At 66.3% G+C, this 19,931-nt stretch carries 19 protein-coding genes; 8 read left to right on the top strand and 11 right to left on the bottom strand.

Features of this window, described 5'->3' with window-relative positions:
- Positions 1 to 18 precede the first annotated feature (18 nt).
- Positions 19 to 1,437, bottom strand: a complete 1,419-nt coding sequence (locus ACP7AR_RS10670) for an MFS transporter (RefSeq protein ID WP_426185504.1) — start codon at positions 1,435 to 1,437, stop codon at positions 19 to 21.
- A 49-nt stretch (positions 1,438 to 1,486) separates the two neighbouring features.
- Positions 1,487 to 1,750, bottom strand: coding sequence for a glutaredoxin family protein (locus ACP7AR_RS10665; RefSeq protein ID WP_426185502.1), 264 nt, complete (start codon positions 1,748 to 1,750; stop codon positions 1,487 to 1,489).
- 148 nt (positions 1,751 to 1,898) lie between these two features.
- Here ACP7AR_RS10665 and ACP7AR_RS10660 point away from each other — a divergent pair, with 148 nt between their 5' ends.
- The 4 genes from ACP7AR_RS10660 (at position 1,899) to ACP7AR_RS10645 (ending at position 6,002) form a co-directional block, all read left to right on the top strand.
- The gene (locus ACP7AR_RS10660) at positions 1,899 to 3,089 is read left to right on the top strand and encodes a glycosyltransferase (RefSeq protein WP_426185500.1); all 1,191 of its coding nucleotides are present in this window, start codon (positions 1,899 to 1,901) and stop codon (positions 3,087 to 3,089) included.
- Between the two features lie 22 nt (positions 3,090 to 3,111).
- Entirely contained in the window at positions 3,112 to 4,293 is a 1,182-nt protein-coding gene (locus tag ACP7AR_RS10655; protein ID WP_426185498.1) for a low temperature requirement protein A, read from the top strand.
- A 201-nt stretch (positions 4,294 to 4,494) separates the two neighbouring features.
- A complete protein-coding gene (locus ACP7AR_RS10650; RefSeq protein ID WP_426185496.1) occupies positions 4,495 to 4,761 on the top strand; it encodes a hypothetical protein in 267 nt (88 codons plus the stop codon).
- Between the two features lie 209 nt (positions 4,762 to 4,970).
- Positions 4,971 to 6,002, top strand: a complete 1,032-nt coding sequence (locus ACP7AR_RS10645) for a fatty acid desaturase family protein (RefSeq protein WP_426185494.1) — start codon at positions 4,971 to 4,973, stop codon at positions 6,000 to 6,002.
- A 93-nt stretch (positions 6,003 to 6,095) separates the two neighbouring features.
- Here the strand turns inward: ACP7AR_RS10645 and ACP7AR_RS10640 are convergent, their stop codons facing one another.
- The 5 genes from ACP7AR_RS10640 to ACP7AR_RS10620 all read right to left on the bottom strand — a co-directional run bounded on the left by ACP7AR_RS10640 (position 6,096) and on the right by ACP7AR_RS10620 (position 10,269).
- On the bottom strand, positions 6,096 to 6,719 hold the full coding sequence (locus ACP7AR_RS10640; RefSeq protein WP_426185492.1) for a response regulator: 624 nt from the start codon (positions 6,717 to 6,719) through the stop codon (positions 6,096 to 6,098).
- Positions 6,716 to 7,915: a sensor histidine kinase gene (locus tag ACP7AR_RS10635; protein ID WP_426185490.1), complete on the bottom strand. Its 1,200-nt coding sequence runs from the start codon at positions 7,913 to 7,915 to the stop codon at positions 6,716 to 6,718. The genes ACP7AR_RS10640 and ACP7AR_RS10635 overlap by 4 nt, the downstream gene beginning before the upstream one ends.
- A gap of 12 nt (positions 7,916 to 7,927) precedes the next feature.
- Positions 7,928 to 8,770 (bottom strand): ABC transporter permease, encoded by an 843-nt coding sequence (locus tag ACP7AR_RS10630; protein WP_426185488.1) that lies wholly within the window; start codon positions 8,768 to 8,770, stop codon positions 7,928 to 7,930.
- Between the two features lie 2 nt (positions 8,771 to 8,772).
- Positions 8,773 to 9,723 carry an ABC transporter ATP-binding protein gene (locus ACP7AR_RS10625; RefSeq protein WP_426185486.1) on the bottom strand — a complete coding sequence of 317 codons (951 nt, stop codon included), beginning with the start codon at positions 9,721 to 9,723 and terminating at the stop codon, positions 8,773 to 8,775.
- A gap of 120 nt (positions 9,724 to 9,843) precedes the next feature.
- Positions 9,844 to 10,269 carry a VOC family protein gene (locus ACP7AR_RS10620; protein ID WP_426185484.1) on the bottom strand — a complete coding sequence of 142 codons (426 nt, stop codon included), beginning with the start codon at positions 10,267 to 10,269 and terminating at the stop codon, positions 9,844 to 9,846.
- 97 nt (positions 10,270 to 10,366) lie between these two features.
- Here ACP7AR_RS10620 and ACP7AR_RS10615 point away from each other — a divergent pair, with 97 nt between their 5' ends.
- From ACP7AR_RS10615 to ACP7AR_RS10605, 3 genes are read left to right on the top strand one after another with little or no spacing between them, the layout of a single operon-like run.
- Complete coding sequence (locus ACP7AR_RS10615; RefSeq protein WP_426185481.1) at positions 10,367 to 11,344, top strand: helix-turn-helix transcriptional regulator; 978 nt, start codon at positions 10,367 to 10,369, stop codon at positions 11,342 to 11,344.
- Positions 11,337 to 12,743, top strand: coding sequence for an amidase (locus ACP7AR_RS10610; protein WP_426185479.1), 1,407 nt, complete (start codon positions 11,337 to 11,339; stop codon positions 12,741 to 12,743). The genes ACP7AR_RS10615 and ACP7AR_RS10610 overlap by 8 nt, the downstream gene beginning before the upstream one ends.
- 60 nt (positions 12,744 to 12,803) lie before the next feature.
- The gene (locus tag ACP7AR_RS10605) at positions 12,804 to 13,511 is read left to right on the top strand and encodes a spermidine synthase (protein WP_426185477.1); all 708 of its coding nucleotides are present in this window, start codon (positions 12,804 to 12,806) and stop codon (positions 13,509 to 13,511) included.
- Positions 13,512 to 13,625: 114 nt separating this feature from the next.
- Here ACP7AR_RS10605 and ACP7AR_RS10600 read toward each other — a convergent pair whose 3' ends face one another.
- Positions 13,626 to 15,815 carry an alpha/beta hydrolase gene (locus tag ACP7AR_RS10600; RefSeq protein WP_426185475.1) on the bottom strand — a complete coding sequence of 730 codons (2,190 nt, stop codon included), beginning with the start codon at positions 15,813 to 15,815 and terminating at the stop codon, positions 13,626 to 13,628.
- Between the two features lie 221 nt (positions 15,816 to 16,036).
- Complete coding sequence (locus tag ACP7AR_RS10595) at positions 16,037 to 17,437, bottom strand: threonine/serine ThrE exporter family protein (RefSeq protein ID WP_426185473.1); 1,401 nt, start codon at positions 17,435 to 17,437, stop codon at positions 16,037 to 16,039.
- Between the two features lie 274 nt (positions 17,438 to 17,711).
- Between ACP7AR_RS10595 and ACP7AR_RS10590 the strand changes: the two genes are divergently transcribed.
- On the top strand, positions 17,712 to 18,752 hold the full coding sequence (locus ACP7AR_RS10590) for an AI-2E family transporter (protein WP_426185471.1): 1,041 nt from the start codon (positions 17,712 to 17,714) through the stop codon (positions 18,750 to 18,752).
- A 15-nt stretch (positions 18,753 to 18,767) separates the two neighbouring features.
- On the opposite strand, the gene ACP7AR_RS10585 is transcribed toward ACP7AR_RS10590, so the two are convergent.
- Positions 18,768 to 19,082, bottom strand: coding sequence for a hypothetical protein (locus ACP7AR_RS10585; RefSeq protein WP_426185469.1), 315 nt, complete (start codon positions 19,080 to 19,082; stop codon positions 18,768 to 18,770).
- Between the two features lie 2 nt (positions 19,083 to 19,084).
- Complete coding sequence (locus tag ACP7AR_RS10580) at positions 19,085 to 19,891, bottom strand: class II glutamine amidotransferase (protein WP_426185467.1); 807 nt, start codon at positions 19,889 to 19,891, stop codon at positions 19,085 to 19,087.
- Positions 19,892 to 19,931 lie beyond the last annotated feature (40 nt).

Genomic DNA, 19,931 nt, shown 5'->3' with positions numbered 1-19,931 from the left:
CGTGCGGGGGAACCCAGCTTATGCGGGCTGCATCGGAGCGGTCTCGATGTCGTGCCGGCGCAACGTGTAGCGCGCCAGCGGAATGAGACTGAGCGCCATGAGAGCGGCTGGCAGGATGCTGAAGCTGAGCACGATGCCGGTGACCGCGGCGTCCGGCTGAACAGTGCTCGCCCCGGCCACGCTCGAGACATACCCGGTCGCGGCCAGCATGAGCGAGACGGCGGTCGCGCCGAGTGCGAAGCCGACCGTCTCACCAGCCGTCCATATGCCTGTGAACGTGCCGGCCTGTCCGGGGCCGCTCGTGCGCTCATCGTGGGAGATGACGTCGGGCAGCATCGCCATGGGCAGCGATTGCAGGCCCGCGTACGCGACCCCTGCGACGGCCACGGATGCATAGATCCACGCTCCGGGTGCCCACACGGCGAACATGATGGTCGCGGACGCGACGAGGAACAGGATGCTGGCGGCGAGGAACGACCGCTCCTTGCCGATGCGGTTCGCGATGACCGTCCAGGCCGGCGTCGCGATGAGGGCGGGAGCCACCAGAGCGATGAAGAGCACTTCGACGGCTGCCTCGTCGCGAAGTACCCAGGTCGCGACGTACTGCGCCCCGGCCAGCATGGTGCCGGTGGCCAGTGCCTGCAGGAGGAACGTGCCGAGCAGGGCGCGGAACGGGAGGCTGCGCCGTAGCGCGCGGAAGCCCGAGAGGTACTGAGTGCGAAGGCTCGGCGCCGGGTCGGGCGCTTCGACGGGCTCAGCGACCGGTGGCACTGAGCCCGTCGAAGGGTCAGCTGCCGCGGCATCCGCCGTGCGACTCGCGATCAGCATGCCGATTCCGATCACGACACCCGCGACGATCCCCATCAGCAGGTAGCCCGTGACAGGGTCGCCGGTCGCGCGGCGGAGCATGGGACCGCCGGCGCCGAACAGCAGGATCGCAGCCGTCAGCACGACCACCCTCCAGCCCAGCAGGCGCGTGCGTTCGTCGTAGCTGCGCGTGAGTTCCGCAGGCAGCGCGACGTACGGCACCTGGAACAGGCTGAACGCGGTAGCGGTGCCGAGGAAGGCGAGCAGCACGCAGATCGCACCCGCGACCGGTCCCCACGACGGCGGCACGGCGAAGGTGAGCGCGAAGAAGACCGGCAGCGTCAGGGCACCGATCACCATGAACCCGCGACGCGAGCCGGTGCGGCCGAGCCGGCGGTCGGATGCTGCGCCGATCAGCGGATCGATGATCACGTCCCACACCTTCGCCGACGTGACGATGAGGCCGGCGGCGAGGGCAGCGACCCCGAGATTGTCCGTGAGGAAGTACGTCAGGACGAGGCCGGGCAGGGTGGCATATCCGCCGGTGCCGAGGGAGCCGACCGCGTAGTTCACGATCGTGCGCACCGGAAGGCGGACGGATGCTCGTTCGGGTCGAGCGTCAGTGCTCATCGCGCCAGTGTAGCGGCGCGGGCCCCCTGTCGCTGAGCCTGTCGACGCGTCAGATCAGGGAGAGTTCGCGGAGCTTCGACTCGACGTCTTCGTTGCGGGGCTCGACATGGTGCGAAGCATCAGGGTAGACGACCACGGGGATGTTCGTACGGCCGGAGATCTCCTTGGCGACATCCGCCGCCGCAGGCTCTGCGACGAGGTCGACGTAGGTGTACGCGACGCCGAGCTCATCGAGCTGCTTCTTGGTGCGGATGCAGTCGCGGCACCAGTCGGCGCCGAACAGCGTGATGGAGTCAGAGGCAGGAGAAGTCATCAATCCAGGATATGCGCGCATGGATGGGTGGGCGCTGAAACGGCTCCGGGCCGGTGGGGCAGTGCACAGCTTCGTCAGGAGAGCGAAAGTTCATGGCGGAACATGAAACGATGGTTCCGGCTGACCGGCGCGATCAGAGGGGACGAACATGCGCACTGCTGTCACGATCATCGTCCCCACGTTCAACGAACGCGACAACGTCGCCGAACTCGTCGCGCGGGTCGGCGTCGCGCTGGCGGGTCGCGACGCGGAGATCCTCTTCGTCGACGACAGCACGGACGGCACTGCGGCAGAGGTCGTGCGGGTCGCCGCGGATACGCCGCTTCCGGTGCGCGTGATCCGTCGTGCGGAGAACACCGGGGGGCTCGGCGGTGCGGTCGCGCTGGGACTGGCCGAGGCCGCCGGCGACACCTGTATCGTCATGGACGGCGATCTCCAGCATCCGCCCGAATTGATCCCCCGGCTGTTGTCTCGCTTCGAGCAGGGCGATGTCGACGTCGTCGCCGCATCCCGTTACGTCGGCGGTGGCGACTCCCGCGGGCTCGGGACGGCTGTGCGCTTCGGAGTCTCGCGAGCGGCCACCTGGCTCACCAAGGCGATGTTCCCCCGCCGACTGGCACGCAGCACCGATCCGATGACCGGCTTCTTCCTCGTCGACCGTCGGCGTCTCGACGTGCCGACGCTGCGCCCGCAGGGCTTCAAGATCCTGCTCGAGATCCTCGTGAGGTCGGACGTGCGCATCGCCGAGGTGCCGATGGAGTTCTCGGAGCGCCGCAACGGCACGTCGAAGGCCACGCTGCGCCAAGGCGCGACCTTCGTCGCCCACCTCGCCCGTCTGCGTTTCGGGAAGATGTCTCTGTTCGCGGTGATCGGCGGCATCGGCGCGGTCGCGAACCTCTCCATCATGTGGGCGCTGACCGCGATGGGTGTGCCGTACATCTGGGCTGCGATCATCGGTGCGGAAGTCACGATCGTCGGCAACTTCTTCCTGCAGGAGCGGTTCGTCTTCGGCGACATGCGCCCGGACGCCCGCGGTGTCGGCGCCCGATTCGCCGCATCCTTCACGTTCAACAATGTCGAGGCCGCCCTGCGTATCCCCGTGATGGCACTGATGGTCGAGACGTGGCACATCTCCAGCGTGCTCGCCACGGCGCTCTCGCTCGTCGTCGCCTTCTTCGCCAGGTTCTTGTTCCACTCGCTGTTCGTCTATGCGCCGCGTCGCGGACGCGCACGGCGAGCGGATGCCGCGCCCGCGGTGTCGGAGCCGAAACCGGACACCGCCGCACAGCGGATCATCCGTGCGATCGATGCAGAGGCGATGCGGCCGGGCGAGCTCTGACCGGTCGGGCTACGATGTCCCGGTGAGCGGACCCACAGCGCCTTCCCGTTACCGACTGAGCCGGATGCGGCCGCGAGACCCGAATCAGCCGCACCGTTCCGCCAGCATGCTGGAACTGTTCTTCGACCTCGTCTTCGTCGTCGCCGTCAGCATCGCTTCCGCCGAGTTGCACCATGCGCTCGCCGAAGGCGACTTCCTGCATGGGATCACGAGCTACGCGATGGTCTTCTTCGCCATCTGGTGGGCGTGGATGAACTTCACCTGGTTCGCCACCTCGTACGACACCGACGACTGGCTCTACAGAGTGCTGACGATCGTGCAGATGGGAGGCGTGCTTGTGCTCGCCGCGGGTGTCCCGGACGCCTTCGCCCAGGGGGAGTTCACGATCGCGGTGATCGGCTACATCATCATGCGCATCGCGATGATCGCGCAATGGTTGCGCGCATCCCGCCACTCCGGACCGCTCCGCAGCGCGACGCGACGTTACGCCCTCGGCATCGCATTCGCTCAGATCCTCTGGATCGGCTTCCTCTTCGTGCCTCCAGAGCTCGGCATCCCCGCGTTCGTGGTCTTCGCTCTCGTCGAGATCTCGATCCCGGTGTTCGCCGAGTATCAGCGGCAGACGCCGTGGCATCCGCATCACATCACCGAGCGCTACGGCCTGTTCACGCTGATCGTGCTCGGCGAGAGTCTGCTCGCCTCGGCGAATGCCATCATCGAGGCTCTTCACGAGGTCGAATCGCTCGGACCCCTCATCGCGATCGCCGTGCTGACGCTCGTCGTGACGGCCTCCCTGTGGTGGATCTACTTCTGGCCGCCGCACCACCACGCGATCACCTCCTTCCGGCGCTCGCTGCGATACGGCTACACCCATTACTTCGTGTTCGCCGCCGCGGCCGCATTCTCCGCGGGTATCGAAGTGGAGATCGACGTGCTCACCGGACACAGCGAGCTGAGTCCCATCGCCGCGTCGTTCACGGTGACGGTGCCGATCGCGGTGTTCCTCATCGGGATCTGGTGGATCGCGATCCGCGACAACGCCGACAGGGTCGTGAACACCGTCTTCCCGATCGCGTCGGTCGTCGTTCTGCTGGATCCGGTCATCCCGATTCCGTTCACTCTGACCGCCGGCATCCTGATCGTCATCGTGACGATGCTCGTGATCCGACCGCCCGTGCAGAAGAGCCCCGTTTCGCGGGGATAGTCCCGTGAGATGACGGCTTCGTGCGTTATCGGGTAGACTGATCATGCAACGTGAAGGATTCGCCGCGATTTCGGCGCATCACGTCGCCACTGATCAGGGCCGTAAAGGACCGCTCGCACCGACGCGCGCGGCATCCGCTCTCGATCTCGAGAACATGAGGTGCGCGTGCGCGCGCGCCCACACCAAGCAATGAGCATCACAATGAGCAGTACCTCCACCCATTCACCGACACCACTGAGCTGGAAGCAAGCAGACGACAACGTGCACGTCGCGACACGAGACGGCGAGTTCGCCGGTTTCGTCGAGTTCGACGGCGCAAGACATCTCACCCGCGACAGCCACGGCACCGAACTCGGCGCCTTCCCGACCCTTGCCGACGCACGGCGCGCCCTCGACGGCACGCCTCGTCGAAACACCCGCTCGATTCGGCAGACGCTGCGCCGCCACCTGAGCCGTGCACGCGCCTGAATGTCGCCCGCGAACCCCATATGTATACGTGGGAGCGCATACGGGTCGCGTTAGCCTAAGGTAAGCGATGGGCAGCTGCCTTTGGCTTTCACAGCTCAAGGGCTCCGATCGACAGGAGAAGCAACATCTCCACCTCAACGGTCGTCGAAACGACCAGCACCCTCGGACCGGTACGTCAGACGTACTCCGGCAACGCCGATTTCCCTCCCATGGCACGCGCCTTCAAGAACGTGTCGCAGGTCGTCCGCGAAATGGGCCTGCTGCAGCGCACCAAGTGGTTCTATCTGCTCAATGCGCTGGGCATCGTGCTCGCGCTCGGCGGAGCGGTCACCGGATTCATCCTGCTCGGCGACAGCTGGTTCCAGCTGCTCATCGCCGGCGCGCTCGGCATCATCTTCACCCAGATCGCCTTCGTCGCGCACGAGGCTGCGCACCGTCAGGTGCTCACGTCGGGGCCGGCGAACTTCCGGCTTGCGCGCGTCCTCGTCGGACTCGTCGGCATGAGCTACTCCTGGTGGGACAACAAGCACACCAAGCACCACGGCAACCCGAACCAGGTCGGCAAGGACCCGGACATCGAAGTCGACACGGTCTCGTTCCTCGAAGAGGACGCCGCCAAGTCACGCGGCCTGGTGCGTCTGATCACCCGCAAGCAGGGGTGGCTGTTCTTCCCGCTGCTCACGCTCGAGGGCCTGAACCTTCACTACCTCGGCCTGAAGTACCTCCTCACCAAGAAGGACGTCAAGGGTCGCTGGATCGAACTGGCTCTCATCACGGCGCGTCTCGCGGCGGTTCTCGTCCCGGTCTTCCTGATGCTCCCGCTCGGGATGGCGTTCGCGTTCATGGGTGTGCAGCTCGCCGTCTTCGGCGTCTACATGGGCGCCGCGTTCGCTCCGAACCACAAGGGCATGCCGATCATCGAACCCGGCGCACGACTGGACTTCTTCACCAAGCAGGTGCGCACGTCGCGCAACATCTCCGGTGGCTGGTGGGTGACCATGTTCATGGGCGGCCTCAACTACCAGGTCGAGCATCACCTGTTCCCGAACATGCCCCGCCCGCACCTGGCCAAGGCCAGGGAGATCGTGCGTGACTACTGCCTCGCCAACGACGTGCCGTACACCGAGACCAGCCTGCTCAAGTCGTACGCGATCGTCATCGAGTACCTGAACCGCGTGGGGCTCTCTGCGGGTGCTGATCCGTTCGACTGCCCAGCTGTGGCACAGTTCGGTCGGGCATAGGCGCCCGTCGACATCAGCTGATCATCGCAACTTCTGCGGCCGATTCCTTCTGGAATGGCCGCAGAAGTTCGTTAACCCCGTGGAACGTTCCGGCTACAGCAGCCCGAGCTCCAGCGCGAGCGTGACCGCCCGTGTGCGGTCGGAGACGCCGAGCTTCTCGAACACATGCAGCAGGTGCGTCTTCACCGTCGCCTCGCCGATGAAGAGCGTCTTCGCGATGGTGGGATTGCTGCCGCCGGCGGCCACCAGGCGCAGCACCTCCAGTTCGCGCGGGCTCAGCTGCGGACGAGCCTCCGGCGTCGCGCGCATGCGGGTCACGAGAGTCGCGGCGATGGAGGGTGCGAGCACCGTGTGGCCACCAGCGACCGAGCGGATTCCGGCGACGATCTCCTCTTGCGGGGCCGCTTTCAGCAGATACCCGCTGGCACCGGCCTCGATCGCGCCGAGGATGTCGTCGTCGCTCTCATAGGTCGTGAGCACGAGTACCCGCACGTCGGGCAGCTCGGAGGCGAGACGGGCGGTCGCTTCCGCGCCCGTGAGCCGTGGCATCCGCAGATCCATCAGCACGACATCGGGGTGCAGGGCGTGCGCGAGCTCCACCGCTTCCGCGCCGTCGGCGGCTTCGCCCACGACCTCGAGTCCGTCGTCGAGAGAAAGAAGCCCGACGATGCCGGAACGCACGATGGGGTGGTCGTCAGCCACGACGATACGGATCATTCCGATCCCCTCTCAGTGCTCGATAACTCGACAGCTTCCAACGGTATGCGCACGGTGAGGTCCGTGCCATTCGGCACGACATCCGTCACTCCCAATGTGCCGCCGACGAGGGCTACGCGATCGCGCATGCCGGAGAGCCCGAATCCGCGGCCGTCGTCGATGGTCGCCTCGCGCAGGCCACGACCGTCGTCGCGTACGGTGAGGGTCGCGTCCTCGCCGATCGCGAGCACGACGGATGCTGAGCCGGCCGCGGCGTGCTTTCGGACGTTCGCGAGTCCCTCCTGAGCGCAGCGCAGCAGGACGACCTGGATGTCGCGGGGGACGCTGCATTCGGAGGCCTCGACGTGCACCGTGACCCCCGTCTCGCGTTGGAACCGTTCGCCGAGCCGATGCAGTGCCTGCGCGAGCGACCCGGACGGAGTGGACGCGGGCGACTCGACGACCACGAGCGTGCGGGCCTCTCGCAGTGCATCTCGCGCGGCTTCCTCGATCAACGCGAGCGTGTCGGCCGAGCCGTCATGACGCGCGCGTTCGGCGAGCATCACGATGCTGGTCAGCGTCTGCGCGATCGTGTCGTGCACCTCGCGGGCGAGGCGGGATCGCTCCGCAGTGGCACCGGCCTCACGACTTGCTGCCTCCAGGCTCGTCTGCGCCTCGGTGAGCTCGGCGAGCAGTCGCTGTCGTTCACTGCCCCATTCGGCGATGCGCGTGATCCACAGACCGAGGGCGATGCTGAACGCAGCGGACAGGCCGGAGGTGAGCGCGCCCGCGACCACGACCGCCGGATCGAACCCACCCCACACCGAGTACGCGAGCGTCAGAACGATCGCATTCGCGAGGGTGACGATCACGGACTGGCGGGCGGATCGCGACGTCATCCAGATCAGCGGCAGCACGATGGTCTGCAGCAGGAGCATATTCGGAGCGAGCGAGGTGCCGATGGCGAGCAGAACGACGAGGCTGATCTGCAGGGTGGCCGAGGTGAGCGGGGACGGCAGCGGCGACTCGCGCAGGCTGACGAATCGGCGTGCGCCGAACACGTAGACCGCGAAGATGCCGGCCGCGATGGCGATGAGTGTCCACGGCGACCCCGGAGACTCAGGCGCGTCGACGAACGCGATGACCGTGATCACGATGAACAGTGCGCCGCTGGCGATGTCCCAGCCCAGGCGTTCGCGGTGCATGGCGCTGTTCATAGGCCTACTCTTTCACCCGTTGCGGTGAATCCAGCGGAAAGTGAGTCTGCTGATCACGAGACCGACGGCGAGCCAGCCGACGAGCACGAGCGCGATGAGTCCGAGGTCCCAGGAGCCGCTGACCTCAGCGGCCTTGAATGACTCGGGCAGGAACACCGAGCGCATCCCCTGGGCGATCCATTTCGCCGGCAGCACGCCGGCCGCATTCTGCAGCCACTCCGGAAGCATCGCGAACGCGATGTAGACGCCGGAGATGAACTGGATGAGCAGCACGATCGGGATGACGACGGCGGATGCCGACTTGCCGGTGCGCGGGACGGACGACAGCGCGATGCCGAGCAGGGTGCACGTCACGAGTCCGAGCACGAAGATCCAGGCGAAGCGGGCCCAGGCTGCGGCGTCCGTCGGCAGCACCACGCCGTACACGACCACGGCCACCACGATCAGCAGGGTGATCTGCAGGATGGCCGTGACGAACACCTGCCCGAGCTTTCCGATGAAGTAGGTCACCGGCGAGACGGGGGTGCCGCCCAGGCGCTTCAGCGTGCCGTCGCTCTTCTCCGCGGCGATCTCGAGCGCCGGACCCTGTACGCCGGAGAGCAGAATGCCTCCGGCGATGAGGCCTGGTAGGTAGTAGGTGGCCATGCTCACGGCATCGGGGCCCTCACCGATGTCGCCGGTGAAGATCGTGGCGAAGACGAGGAACATGAGCGTAGGGAACAGGAAGGTGAAGAACACCTGGTCGCCGGCGCGGAAGTACTGGCGCAGCTCGAAGCCGATGCGGCGGAAGCCGAGGCGAAACGTGCGCGGCAGACCGAAGTGCGTGGTCGCGGGGTTCATCGTGGTGGCGTTCATGTTCACAGCTCCTCAGAGATCGCGGCGACAACGTCGGCGGTGCGTGTGCTTCCGAGGCCGTCTGACGATTCGGACGCGGACGCTTCGGAGCTGTGGGCGGCCTCGGCAGCTGATCTTTCACGGATCAGCGCGAGGTAGATGTCTTCCAGAGTGGGGCGGACGACTTCCAGGCCGCGCGGTTCGCCAGCCGCTCGGAACAGATTCGCGACCACCGCGCCGGGCTCGTCGGTGCGTTGTTCGTGCGCGGTGCCGTCGGAGTCGGTCCACCGCACCAACGGGGTGCGGGCCTCCGGCCCCCCGATCTCATCGACGCGGCCGATCGCGGCTATCCGCCCGCCGGCGATCACGGCGGCACGGTCGCCGAGCTGCGCTGCTTCGTCGAGGTAGTGGGTGGTGAGCAGAATGCTGGTGCCTTCGGCCTTGAGCGTGTTGATGAGCCCCCAGAACTGACGGCGGGCCTCCGGGTCGAAGCCGGTCGTCGGCTCGTCGAGGAAGAGCAGCTCGGGGCGCCCGATGATGCCGAGAGCGACGTCGAGGCGGCGTTGCTGTCCACCGGAGAGCTTGCCGACGCGAGTCCTCTGCTTCTCCTCCAGACCGACCGAAGCGATGACCTCGTCGACGTCTCGGGGGCGAGGGTAGTACCCGGCGAACTCGGTCAACAGCTCGCGGACCGTGACGTTGCCGGCCTCACCTGAGGACTGCAGCACGATGCCGAGGCGGGCCTTCCAATCGAGTCCGCCGCGTTGCGGATCGACGCCGAGGACGCGGACGTCGCCGGACGTGCGGTGCCGGTAGCCTTCGAGGATCTCGATCGTCGTCGATTTGCCTGCGCCGTTGGGCCCCAGAAGGGCGAACGTCTCGCCTCGACGGATCTCGAAGCTGATCGCGTCGACAGCGGTGAAGCCGCCGTAGGTCTTGCGGAGGTCACGAACCTCGATCACATTCTCGGTCATGGTTCCAGGTTGGCCGAGCGCGAGCAGGCCCGGTAGCGGCCGGTCGGACGATTCCGTCATCCACCGGTCGGGGGATGCGGGACTCCCGTTCGCCCTGTGAGGAGCCCGCATCCGAGGCCGTCAGCTCGCGGGCCACGCCACTTCGACGTCGAGTACCCACGTGACGCCGAAGCGATCCTTGAGCATGCCGTACAGCGGTGCCCACGCTGCCTGACCGAGCGGCACGACGATCGTCGAGCCTTCGGCCAGCTTCTCCCAGTAGCGCGTGATCTCTTCGGCATCGGCTCCTCGCACGGAGACGAACACGGGGATGGTGCCCGGATCGTGCGACGTATGAGCAGGGACGTCGTACGCCATGACGCGGAAGCCGTCGGCTGAGGCGACCTGTCCCCACATGATCTGCTGGGCCTCGTCGGGAGCGGTGACGCTGTGCGCGTCTGCGTAGGTGATCGCGACGAGATCGCCGCCGAACACTGCCTGGTAGAACTCCAACGCTGCTCGGGCGCTGCCGCGGAAGTTGAGGTGGGTGGTCGTGGTGATCGACATGGTCGCTCCTTGCTGTCTGGCCGGTGTGTTCCGGTGAAGACCACGCTTCCAGGGGTACAGGTCAGTTTTTGACCTCTACTCGACCTAGTCTGGAATCATGACCGCGACCACCTCACGACTGCTGGTGCTGCTGTCACTGCTGCAGACGCGTCGCGACTGGCCGGGTAGGACGCTCGCTGAGCGGCTCGAGATCAGTCCACGCACCGTGCGCCGCGATGTCGATCGGCTGCGCGAGATGGGTTATCGGATCCAGGCGGCGAAGGGTCCTGACGGCGGGTATCGGCTCGATGCAGGCTCAGAGCTGCCGCCGTTGCTCTTCGACGACGATCAGGCGATCGCGATCGGGTTCGCGCTGCAGTCGGCGACCGCGATGGGTGCAGGCATCGAGGAGGCTGCGGTGCGCGCATTGACGACGGTGCGGCAGGTGATGCCGTCGCGGCTGCGGCATCGGCTCGATGCGCTGAAGGTCACCCCGCTGCGCTCTGACGACGAGGATGCGGCCGCGCCTGATGTTCTGGTCGCTCTCGCCGCCGCGATCCACGCCGAAGAGGTGCTCAGATTCGACTACGGGGAGTCCGAGGACCGCCGCCGGGTGGAACCTCACCATCTGGTGACATCAGACGGGCGCTGGTACCTGGTGGCCTGGGACCTCGACAAGGACGACTGGCGCATCTTCCGTGCGGACCGCGTCGCGCCGCGCATCCCGAACGGCCCGCGTTTCGTGCAACGAGAGCTGCCGGGCGGCGACGTGCGAGCCTTCGTCTCCGCACGTTTCAAGGGCGCGAGCGACAAGGACGAATGGCCGTGCCGTGGACGGGCGATCGTTGACCTTCCACTGCGTGCGGTGCGTCCGTTCCTGCGTGATGCGCTGGCTGAATCAGTGGATGACGGCAGGACGTTGATCGAGGCCGGATCCTGGTCGTGGGTCGCGCTCGCCGCCTCGTTCGGCCGGTTCGATGCCGCCATCGAGGTGGTCGACCCGCCCGAGCTGGCGGAGGCGTTCGCGACCCTGGCCGGCAGGTACGGATCTGCTGCGCGCGACGACGACGCGCCCGTAGGCTCGAGCCATGACTGAGCTCCACGACCTGACGGCGATCGAACAGCTGGCGGCGCTTCGTGCGCGAGAGATCAGCCCGGTCGAGCTCACCCGGCACTATCTCGAGCGCGTCACGCGTCTCGACGACGGGCTCGGCGCCTTCGTCGAGGTGACGGCGGATGCTGCGCTCGCTCGCGCTGCGTCACTCGGCGACGCGGCACCAGAGGGCGCGCTGTGGGGCGTGCCTTTCGCCGACAAGGACCTCGTCTCGCGGGCTGGCGTCCCGACACGGTTCGGGTCTCGCCTGCACCAGGGTTTCATTCCGGATGCGACGGCAGATCAGGCTGCGGTGCTCGACGAGGCCGGCGGCGTCAGCCTCGGCAAGACCAACACTCCGGAGTTCGGCCTCACCGGTTACACCGAGACGCAGATCGCTCCGCCGGCGCGCGATCCGTGGAACCCGCTCAACGGCGCAGGCGGCTCGAGCGGCGGTGCCGCTGCGGCGGTCGCGGCTGGGCTGCTCCCGCTTGCTCCGGCGTCAGACGGCGGTGGGTCGATCAGAATCCCTGCCGCGACCGTCGGAGTTGTCGGTGTCAAGCCGTCGCGGGGGAGGGTGCCGTTCGCCTCCGGTCTCGACAGCCCCGGCGGCCTTCCGGTTGCGGGCCCCATCGCACGCACCGTCGCGGATGCCGCGCTGCTGCTCGACGTTCAAGCGGGCGGACGGGCCTATCCGTACGCGACAGCCGCGCCGGGGAACGGGCCGTTCCGCGATGCGGCGATCGCGGTGCCGGCATCCGCTCGCGTCGGTGTGACGACGGTGTCGCCGTGGGATGACGCCGCAGACATCCGACTCGACCTCGAGGCCGCGCGCGCTGTCGGGATCGCGTCGGCCCTGTTGGCGGACGCTGGACACGGCGTCGACCCCTTCGACTGGCATCCGCGAGGCTACGCCGAGATGTTCACGACCATCTGGCGTACGAGTGCCGCGCGGATGAAGCTGACGGACGCGGAGCTCGAGCTGGTGGAGCCGATCACCGCGTGGCTCGTCCGCGAGGGTCGAGCGTTGACCGGGACTCAGGTGCTCGACGCGCTCGCTGCCGCGACGGTCTTCGAACGAGAGACGATCACAGCGTTCGCTGCGTTCGACGCCGTTCTGACACCGGCGCTCGCACTGCCACCGCAGCCTGTCGGGTGGTTCCACCCCACAGATGCCGCTGAGAACTTCTCGCAGCAGGTTCGGTACGCGCCGTACTCGAGCTTCGTGAACGTGGCAGGGTTGCCGGCGATCGTGGTGCCGGTGACGCTGAGCGCGTCAGGGCATCCGGTGAGCGTGCAGTTGATCGGCCGACCGGGCGGAGAGGCGCGGATCATCGCGCTCGCCGCAGAGCTGGAGCGGCGCGTAGGACACCTTCCTCGACCACTCGTCTGGGGTGAGTAGCCCTCGGCGAGCCGGCTTCGTCGCGCCGGGTAGTCTGGGCCATGACGGAGGGACGCCGCAGTGATCACTCGGTTCGAAGAACTTGACTGGCAGTCCACGCCCATCGGCGACCTCATGTTGCGCCGCCGCACGGAGCCCGCAGTCGGCCAGGAGATCTACGAGGTGAAGCTCGGCGACGAGTACCTCATGTCGAGCCTGTTCACGGTCGCCGAGGAGGAGCTCGCCAATCTGGGCCTCGCCGCCGCGGAGGGTGACGAGCTCTCAGTTCTGGTCGGAGGCCTCGGGCTCGGATACACGGCAGTCGCGGCTCTGCGTGACGAACGGGTGCGCGCACTCACAGTGATCGATCGCCTCGGCGCGGTGATCGGCTGGCATGAGCGGATGCTGCTGCCGGTGTCGAAAGAGCTCGTCAACGACACGCGGACGACCCTGGTCGAGGACGACTTCTTCGCCGTGATGCGGGCCGAGCCTGCGGATGACCATGCGGGGTATTCCGCGATCCTGCTCGACGTGGATCACTCCCCGCGGCATCAGCTCGACCCGACGCACGCCGACCTTTATCGCGTCTCCGGATTGCGGGCGCTCGATCGTCACCTCGCTCCGCGCGGCGTGTTCGCACTGTGGTCGGATGATCCGCCCGACGACGACTTCATGGTCGAGATGAACGCCGTGTTCGACGAGTCGGCAGCGCACGTCGTCGACTTCGACAATCCGGTCACGGGTGGAGTGTCGTCGAACACGGTCTACGTCGGACGCAGTCGCGGCTGACGGTTGCCGCTCGTTCTGCATCGAGGCCGAACGCGAACGCATCGATGGCGCTACTGCCCCTCCATGTCGAAGAGGCAGCAGCGCCACCGATGTGGATCAATCAGACGTCGTCGCTCACTCCTGGAACAGGCGGGGGGCGAAGTCGATGAGGTTCTTCTGCCAGACGTCCCAGCCGTGCGGGCCAGGCGTCACACCGTCGAACTCGTACTCGAGGCCGATCCTGTCCATCGTCGCAAGAGAGGTCATCATCCCCTGGTAGACGAAATCGGTGATGTCACCGATGTAGAACCGGATCATGTCGGTGTTGGCGTTGATCGCCTCAACGTCCACGCCGTCGCCGCTGCCGAAACCGGCGGAGAAGACGCCGATCGAGGCGAACTGGTCCGGATGCGCCTTCATCACCGACAGAGTGCGCGCGCCACCGGCCGAGAGGCCTGCGAGCGCCCGCTGGTGCGGATCGCTGCTGACGTTGTAGCTCTGCTCCGTCGCCGGGACGACGTTCTCGAGAAGCTCCTTCGGATAGTCGCTGACATTGCCGTTCGGCATCACCACGACCATCGGTTCGATGGAACCGTCGAGGAACAGGTTGTCGAGGATCTGACGCGTGCGTCCGACCTCCACCCAGTCCGTCCAGCTCTGACCGCCACCGTGGTTGAGCACGAACAGCGGGTAGGCCTCGGCGCGGTCAGCGTCGTAACCCGGAGGCGTCCACACGTAGGCACTGCGTTCCTGCCCTGCCACGGTGCTCTGGTACTTCATGACATCCAGACCGCCGCCCTGGCCCTCTGGCACGTCGGTCAGCAGACGCGACTCCTCGCCCTCCACGAGGAAGGTGCTCCACATCGGCTCTGACGTCACCGACGTCGGGTTCGACGTGTCCTTGACGGCCTGCCGGTCGACGATGAGTCGGTAGTGATAGAACCACGGATCCAGTGGTCCGATCGTCGCCTGCCAGCGATCGCCGACCTTGTTCATCTCCACGCGCAGCCAGCTGCCGCCCGGCGCGATGTTCGCCCATACTGAGGCGTACTCGGCATCCGCGAACTCGGTCGTCGTCTCGAACGTGACGAAACCGTCTTCACTGATCCACGGCGTCGGCGTGGTGCCGGATGCCGGAGTCTCGAAGCGCTCGGTGAGCGCGGTGTGACCCTCGCTCATCGCCGGGTCGGATGCCTCGCCCGTGAACAGTCGAGGTGCGAAGTCGATCAGGTTCTCCTGCCAGGCGTTCCAGTTGTGGCCGGCGTCGGGGTTGACGCCGTCGAACTGGTACTCGAGGCCGAGTTCATCGAACTTCTGGAAAGAGTCGTAGACGTCGTTGTGCGCGGCATCGGTCGCGTTGCCGACGTACACCCGGAACAGGTCGGTCTTGTTGTTCATCTTCTTGACCGGAATGTCGTCGAGCTCACCGAATCGTCCGGCGCCGAATGTGCCGACAGCCGTGAACTCGCCCGGGTGCTCGCTGAACACCTCGAACGTCTGACCGCCGCCCATCGACAGGCCGGCGAGCGCCCGATGGTTCCTCGAGGGCGAGACGTTGTAGTTGTCCTCCACTGCGGGGACGATGTTGTCCAACAGCTCTGCAGAGAAATCGTCGACGTTGCCGTTGCCCATCACGACGAGCATGTCTTCGAGCTGCCCGGACAACCAGAGGTTGTCGAGGATCTGCTCCGCGCGGCCGACCTCGACCCAGTCGCGATAGCTCTGTCCGCCGCCGTGCTGAAGGTACAGCACCGGGAGCTTCTTGCCCTTGCTCTTGTACGTCGGAGGCACCCAGACCAGCGCTTCGCGCTGCTCATCGGCCACGGTGCTGTCGTATGTCAGTGTCTCGATCGTGCCGGCATCCTCTGGCGCGTCCGCGAGGAGCGCAGCGGACTCACCGGGGATGAAGAACGTGCTCCACTCCGGCTCGGATGCAACGCTCGTGGGGTTGCTGGCATCCTTGAGAACCTTGCTGTCGTCGCCAGTGACCTGGTAGTAGTACAGCCCGGGCTCGAACGGTCCGTAGGTGGCGGTCCAGTTGGCGCCACTGCGCTGCAGGCCGATCTGCGCCCAGTTGTGGGACGGGCCGAAGTTGCCTTCGACGACGACTTGCGACACGGGTCCGACTGCCTCTTCGACCGACGCGCCTGGCACGCTGATCCTCAGATAGCCATCGTCCTGCACGGTCACCCAGGGGGTGGCGGCAGACGCAGGGGCGGCGAACGCCAGTCCTGCGACAGCGACCAGGGCTGCAGTGATCAGCGCCGCCGCTCGTCGCGTTCTTCCGAGTCGGCTCGAATGCCGACTCTCGGATGTGATCTCCATCGATTCCTCATCTCGTGTGACTCGGCCGACTCGGGTCAAGCGCTGGGGGCGCGGTTCGTACCGAGTCGGATGGGGGAATACGGATCATTCCGTCGCGACTGCATTTACAACGTCGTAAACCCGTACGCGGCCACTCTTGCAGGCCATGCCGGGTCAGGTCAATGGCGATTTCCAACGTTGTGAAGAATCACCGCCGTGTGACGCGAACTACGGAAGCGCGCTCAGCGCCGGACGCGGGCGCGCGACTTCGCGACGCTGGTGAGCGTCGCGCGCAGCGGAGTACCGAGGTAGAGGCCGAGCGACGCCCCGGCAGCGAGACCCACTCCGATCGAAGCTGCGAGCACGAGCGGACTGATGCTCACCAGCATCCCTTCGGCAGTCCCGTCGGAGTCGACGAGGCCGAGCAGGCCGCGGAAGACAGCCGATCCGGGCACCAGGGGAACGATCGCCGCGGTGGTGACCGCGACCGACGGCACATGCAGATTGCGCGCGATAAGGATGCCGATGAAACTGGCCAGGAGAGCGCCGACAGCACTTGCTGCTCCCTCATGGATGTCGAGCACGATCGAGAGGCTGTACCCGACGATCGCGATCACACTCAGCACCGCGCTCACGAGGATGATGCGCATTCCCGCGCCGTTGAACAGCGCGACCGCCACGGCGATGATCACCGCACCCGCGATCTGCGCGGGCAACGGCCCGAATGGCAGGGCGTCGTTGGGCAGCGCCATGCTGAAGCCGACCAGGCGGGCGAGTTCGAGACCGATGAGGATGCCGAGGACGACGCCGACGGTCTGCATCGTGAGATCGAGGATGCGACCACCCGCGGTGAGAGCGAACCCGTCGATCGCATCCTGCGCTGCGCCGACGACGGTGAGTCCGGAGAGCATCAACACGATGCCGGAGGCGACGATGACCGAGGGTTGCACATCATCGAATGGCTCGATGCCCGCTGCGCCCAACGCTGAGGTCACAGTGGCGAAGGCCGTGATGACGAAAGCACCTGCGATCTGGCTGAAGAACGACGGCACCTGCAGGCGTGCGAGTCCGGCCTGGGTGAACGCCGCGCAGAGCGCGGCGACGAAGGTCAGCAGGATGATGAGCGGCGACGCGCTGAAGAGCAGTGCGACGCCGACGGTGAGGAGCGCGCGGGCGATGATCACGACGATGGGTCGATACAGGAACGGAGTGCGTCGGATGATCCGGAAGGCCATCCGCGCCTCGCCGAGGTCCATGCCCTCCGTGATGTCGACGAGCAACGCCTGCAGGCGCTGCAGTTTCGCGTGATCCGGAGACGCAGCGCGGACCACGCGGAGCAACGTCGTCGGCCAGTCCTCCTCGCCGCGGTGGTACGAGACGCCGATCGCGTTGAAGGTGACGTCGACCTGTACGCCGGTGAGGCCGTACACCTGAGCGACGCGGGTGATGGCGAAGGTGACGTCGTGCGCTGAGGCCCCGACGGCGAACATCGACTCGCCGATCCGCAGCGCGAGATCGAGGATCTTGACGACGACGGTCTCGCCAAGGACCGGGTACACCTCGGTGAGCGCCACCTGCGAGGGATCGGTCCGGATGACTCGGCGGAAGGAAGCCAGCAGCCGCCATGGACGTTCGGAAGACATGTCTCCATTGTGTCCGGGGTGGCGGGCGGACGTCACCCCGCAGGGCCGGAACGGCCGACTCGGGCGATTCGCGGTGCCGACGCAGCTCGATGCTTGACACGACTCGCCGTGGGCCGCATCCCCCTTGACCTGAGGAGGCGAGGATGCTCGAATGTCACTTCAGAACTGAATTCGAGGGGGCAGCATGCGGCATCGTGTCAGGCCGAGTGGCAGTGGGGGGTCGGGCGCGAACAACAGTCGCCTGAATCGCATCGAACCGTTCACCTTCGGGTTGGTGGGAGCACTCGGGGTGCTCGTCGCGCTCTTGATCGGCGCCATCGTGGGGCAACTCGCCACCGTGCTGATCTACGTCGGAGTGGCGCTGTTTCTCGCTCTCGGTCTCGATCCGATCGTGGTGTTCCTGGAGAAGCGGATGCCGCGGGGAGCAGCGGTGAGCGTGGTCGTCGCCGGAGTGCTGATCATCTTCGCCGGCATCCTGCTCGCGATCGTGCCGATCCTGGTGCGCCAGATCGCGAACCTCATCGAGGACGCGCCGAAGATGATCGATGACGTGATGAACAGCGACTGGTTCGCGCAGGTCACAGGGCAGTACGGCGCGGAGATCGAGGATGCGGCGAACGGCGCAGTCGAGTTCATCCAGGACCCCGACAACCTCGGTCAGATCGGCGGCGGCCTCATCGCTGTCGGATCCGGTATCGCGAGCGGTATCACCGGCGTGACGATCGTGCTCATCCTCACCCTGTACTTCATGGCATCACTGCGGAGCATGAAGCGGATCGCGGCACGTTTCGTTCCGGCATACCGTCGCCCCGGCTTCAGCGAACTGCTCGAAGATGTGTCCACCGCGGTGGGGCGCTATGTGATCGGTCAGGCCAGTCTCGCCTCGATCAATGCCGTGTTGACGATCATCGTGATGAGCATCATCGGGGCACCTGTTCCGGCGCTGCTCGCGCTGGTCGCGTTCATCGGGTCGCTGATCCCGCTCGTCGGCACGCTCAGCGCGTCGATCATCATCTCGTTGATCTGTCTGATCGACGCGCCGATCACCGCGCTGATCGCGGCGATCTACTATCTGATCTACATGCAGATCGAGGCGTACGTGTTGAGCCCGCGCATCATGAGTCGTGCAGTGTCGGTGCCTGGTGCGATCGTCGTGATCGCGGCGGTCGGCGGCGGCGCGCTCGGCGGGATTCTCGGTGCCCTCGTCGCGATCCCTGTGACGGCGAGCATCATCATCATCGTGCAGAAGGTGCTGTTCCCCGCGCAGGATCGCAAGCTCGCTCCGCCGGATGCGGAGGTCGGTGTGATCGCGTAGGGGCTGGCTGCGGGTTCATCTGGGACGTGCGCGTGAGTCCGTGTCGCGGCGAATCCGACCACGGAGAAACGGCAGTACCGGCGCGCGATATGTGAGTGCGGGGGCGTGGGCAGGGTCGAGCGTGAACTCTGCCTGACCGAATCGCCACATCCTGTTGAAGAGGAAGACGCCGATCGTCACCGTCTCGTCAGAGGGCACCTGCCAGGTTCCCAGTCCCCACTGCGTCGGCTGACCGCGCTCCTGGATGACGAGCGTCGGCCTCACTCCGGCATACAGAGCGAACCAGGGCTTGTGCATCGTGAGTTCGATGCGACGGGTTTCCTTGTCCATGCTCATGCGAGTGGCACCGCATGCAGCCGCGTCACTTCGCGCGTCGCGAGGTCGATCATGACCGCGGTGTCCTCGGGAATCCGCGTCCATCCGTCTGCGTCGACTCCGCTCGAGATGACGTGAACGGCGTCGTCCGTGATGCGGTAGTCCATGGCGTAGTACTCGGTCGCGTGGCTCGCCGGCATGGCTTCGTCCGACTCGAACATCTCGCGGAGCGACTCGACGGGTGAGTCGACGCGACTGTTGATGTGGATCGCGAACAGCCGGCTGGGTGTCAGAAGGAGCGCGTTGAGGCTCGAGTTCGGAAACTCGCGCACCAAGATCTCCAGGGCGCGCGTGACACCTGCGGCCTCATCGCCGTCGGCCTCGTCGATGCACTGCAGGATGAGGCGGAAATACCGCTCGCTGTCGGTATCGCCGACGAGCGCGGCTCGCGACGCCGCAGTGAGCTGTGCCTCGAGATGATCGATCGGTGCGACGTGGCCGTTGTGCGCGAACGCGTACCCCGCGTCTGTGAAGGGGTGGGTGTTCTCCGGCGACACCGGCAGCCCGCCCGTCGCCCAGCGCAGATGCACGAGACCGCAGCATCCGAGTGCCTGTTCGGAGAGCGTCTTGTACTGCTGGTCGATCGACGCGTTGTGCGGTGACGAGACCGACTCGGTCTCGTCACCGAGCGAGCGATGCCACGCCATCCCCCATCCGTCGCTGTGCACTTCCGTGAGCGCGGTGAAGGTGTCGAAATCGTCGCGTCCGAGAACGTCGACGACGGAAGTCTTATGTGTGGTGACGTAGCCAAGCAATCGACACAAAGTGCGGTCTTCCTTTCGTTGTCGCTCCCGAGCTTTCTCT

The sequence above is a fragment of the Microbacterium sp. TWP3-1-2b2 genome, assembly GCF_049896145.1.
GTDB lineage: Bacteria > Actinomycetota > Actinomycetes > Actinomycetales > Microbacteriaceae > Microbacterium.
Note: the sequence above shows the minus strand (reverse complement) of the source record. Positions and strands in the feature narration are given on the sequence as shown.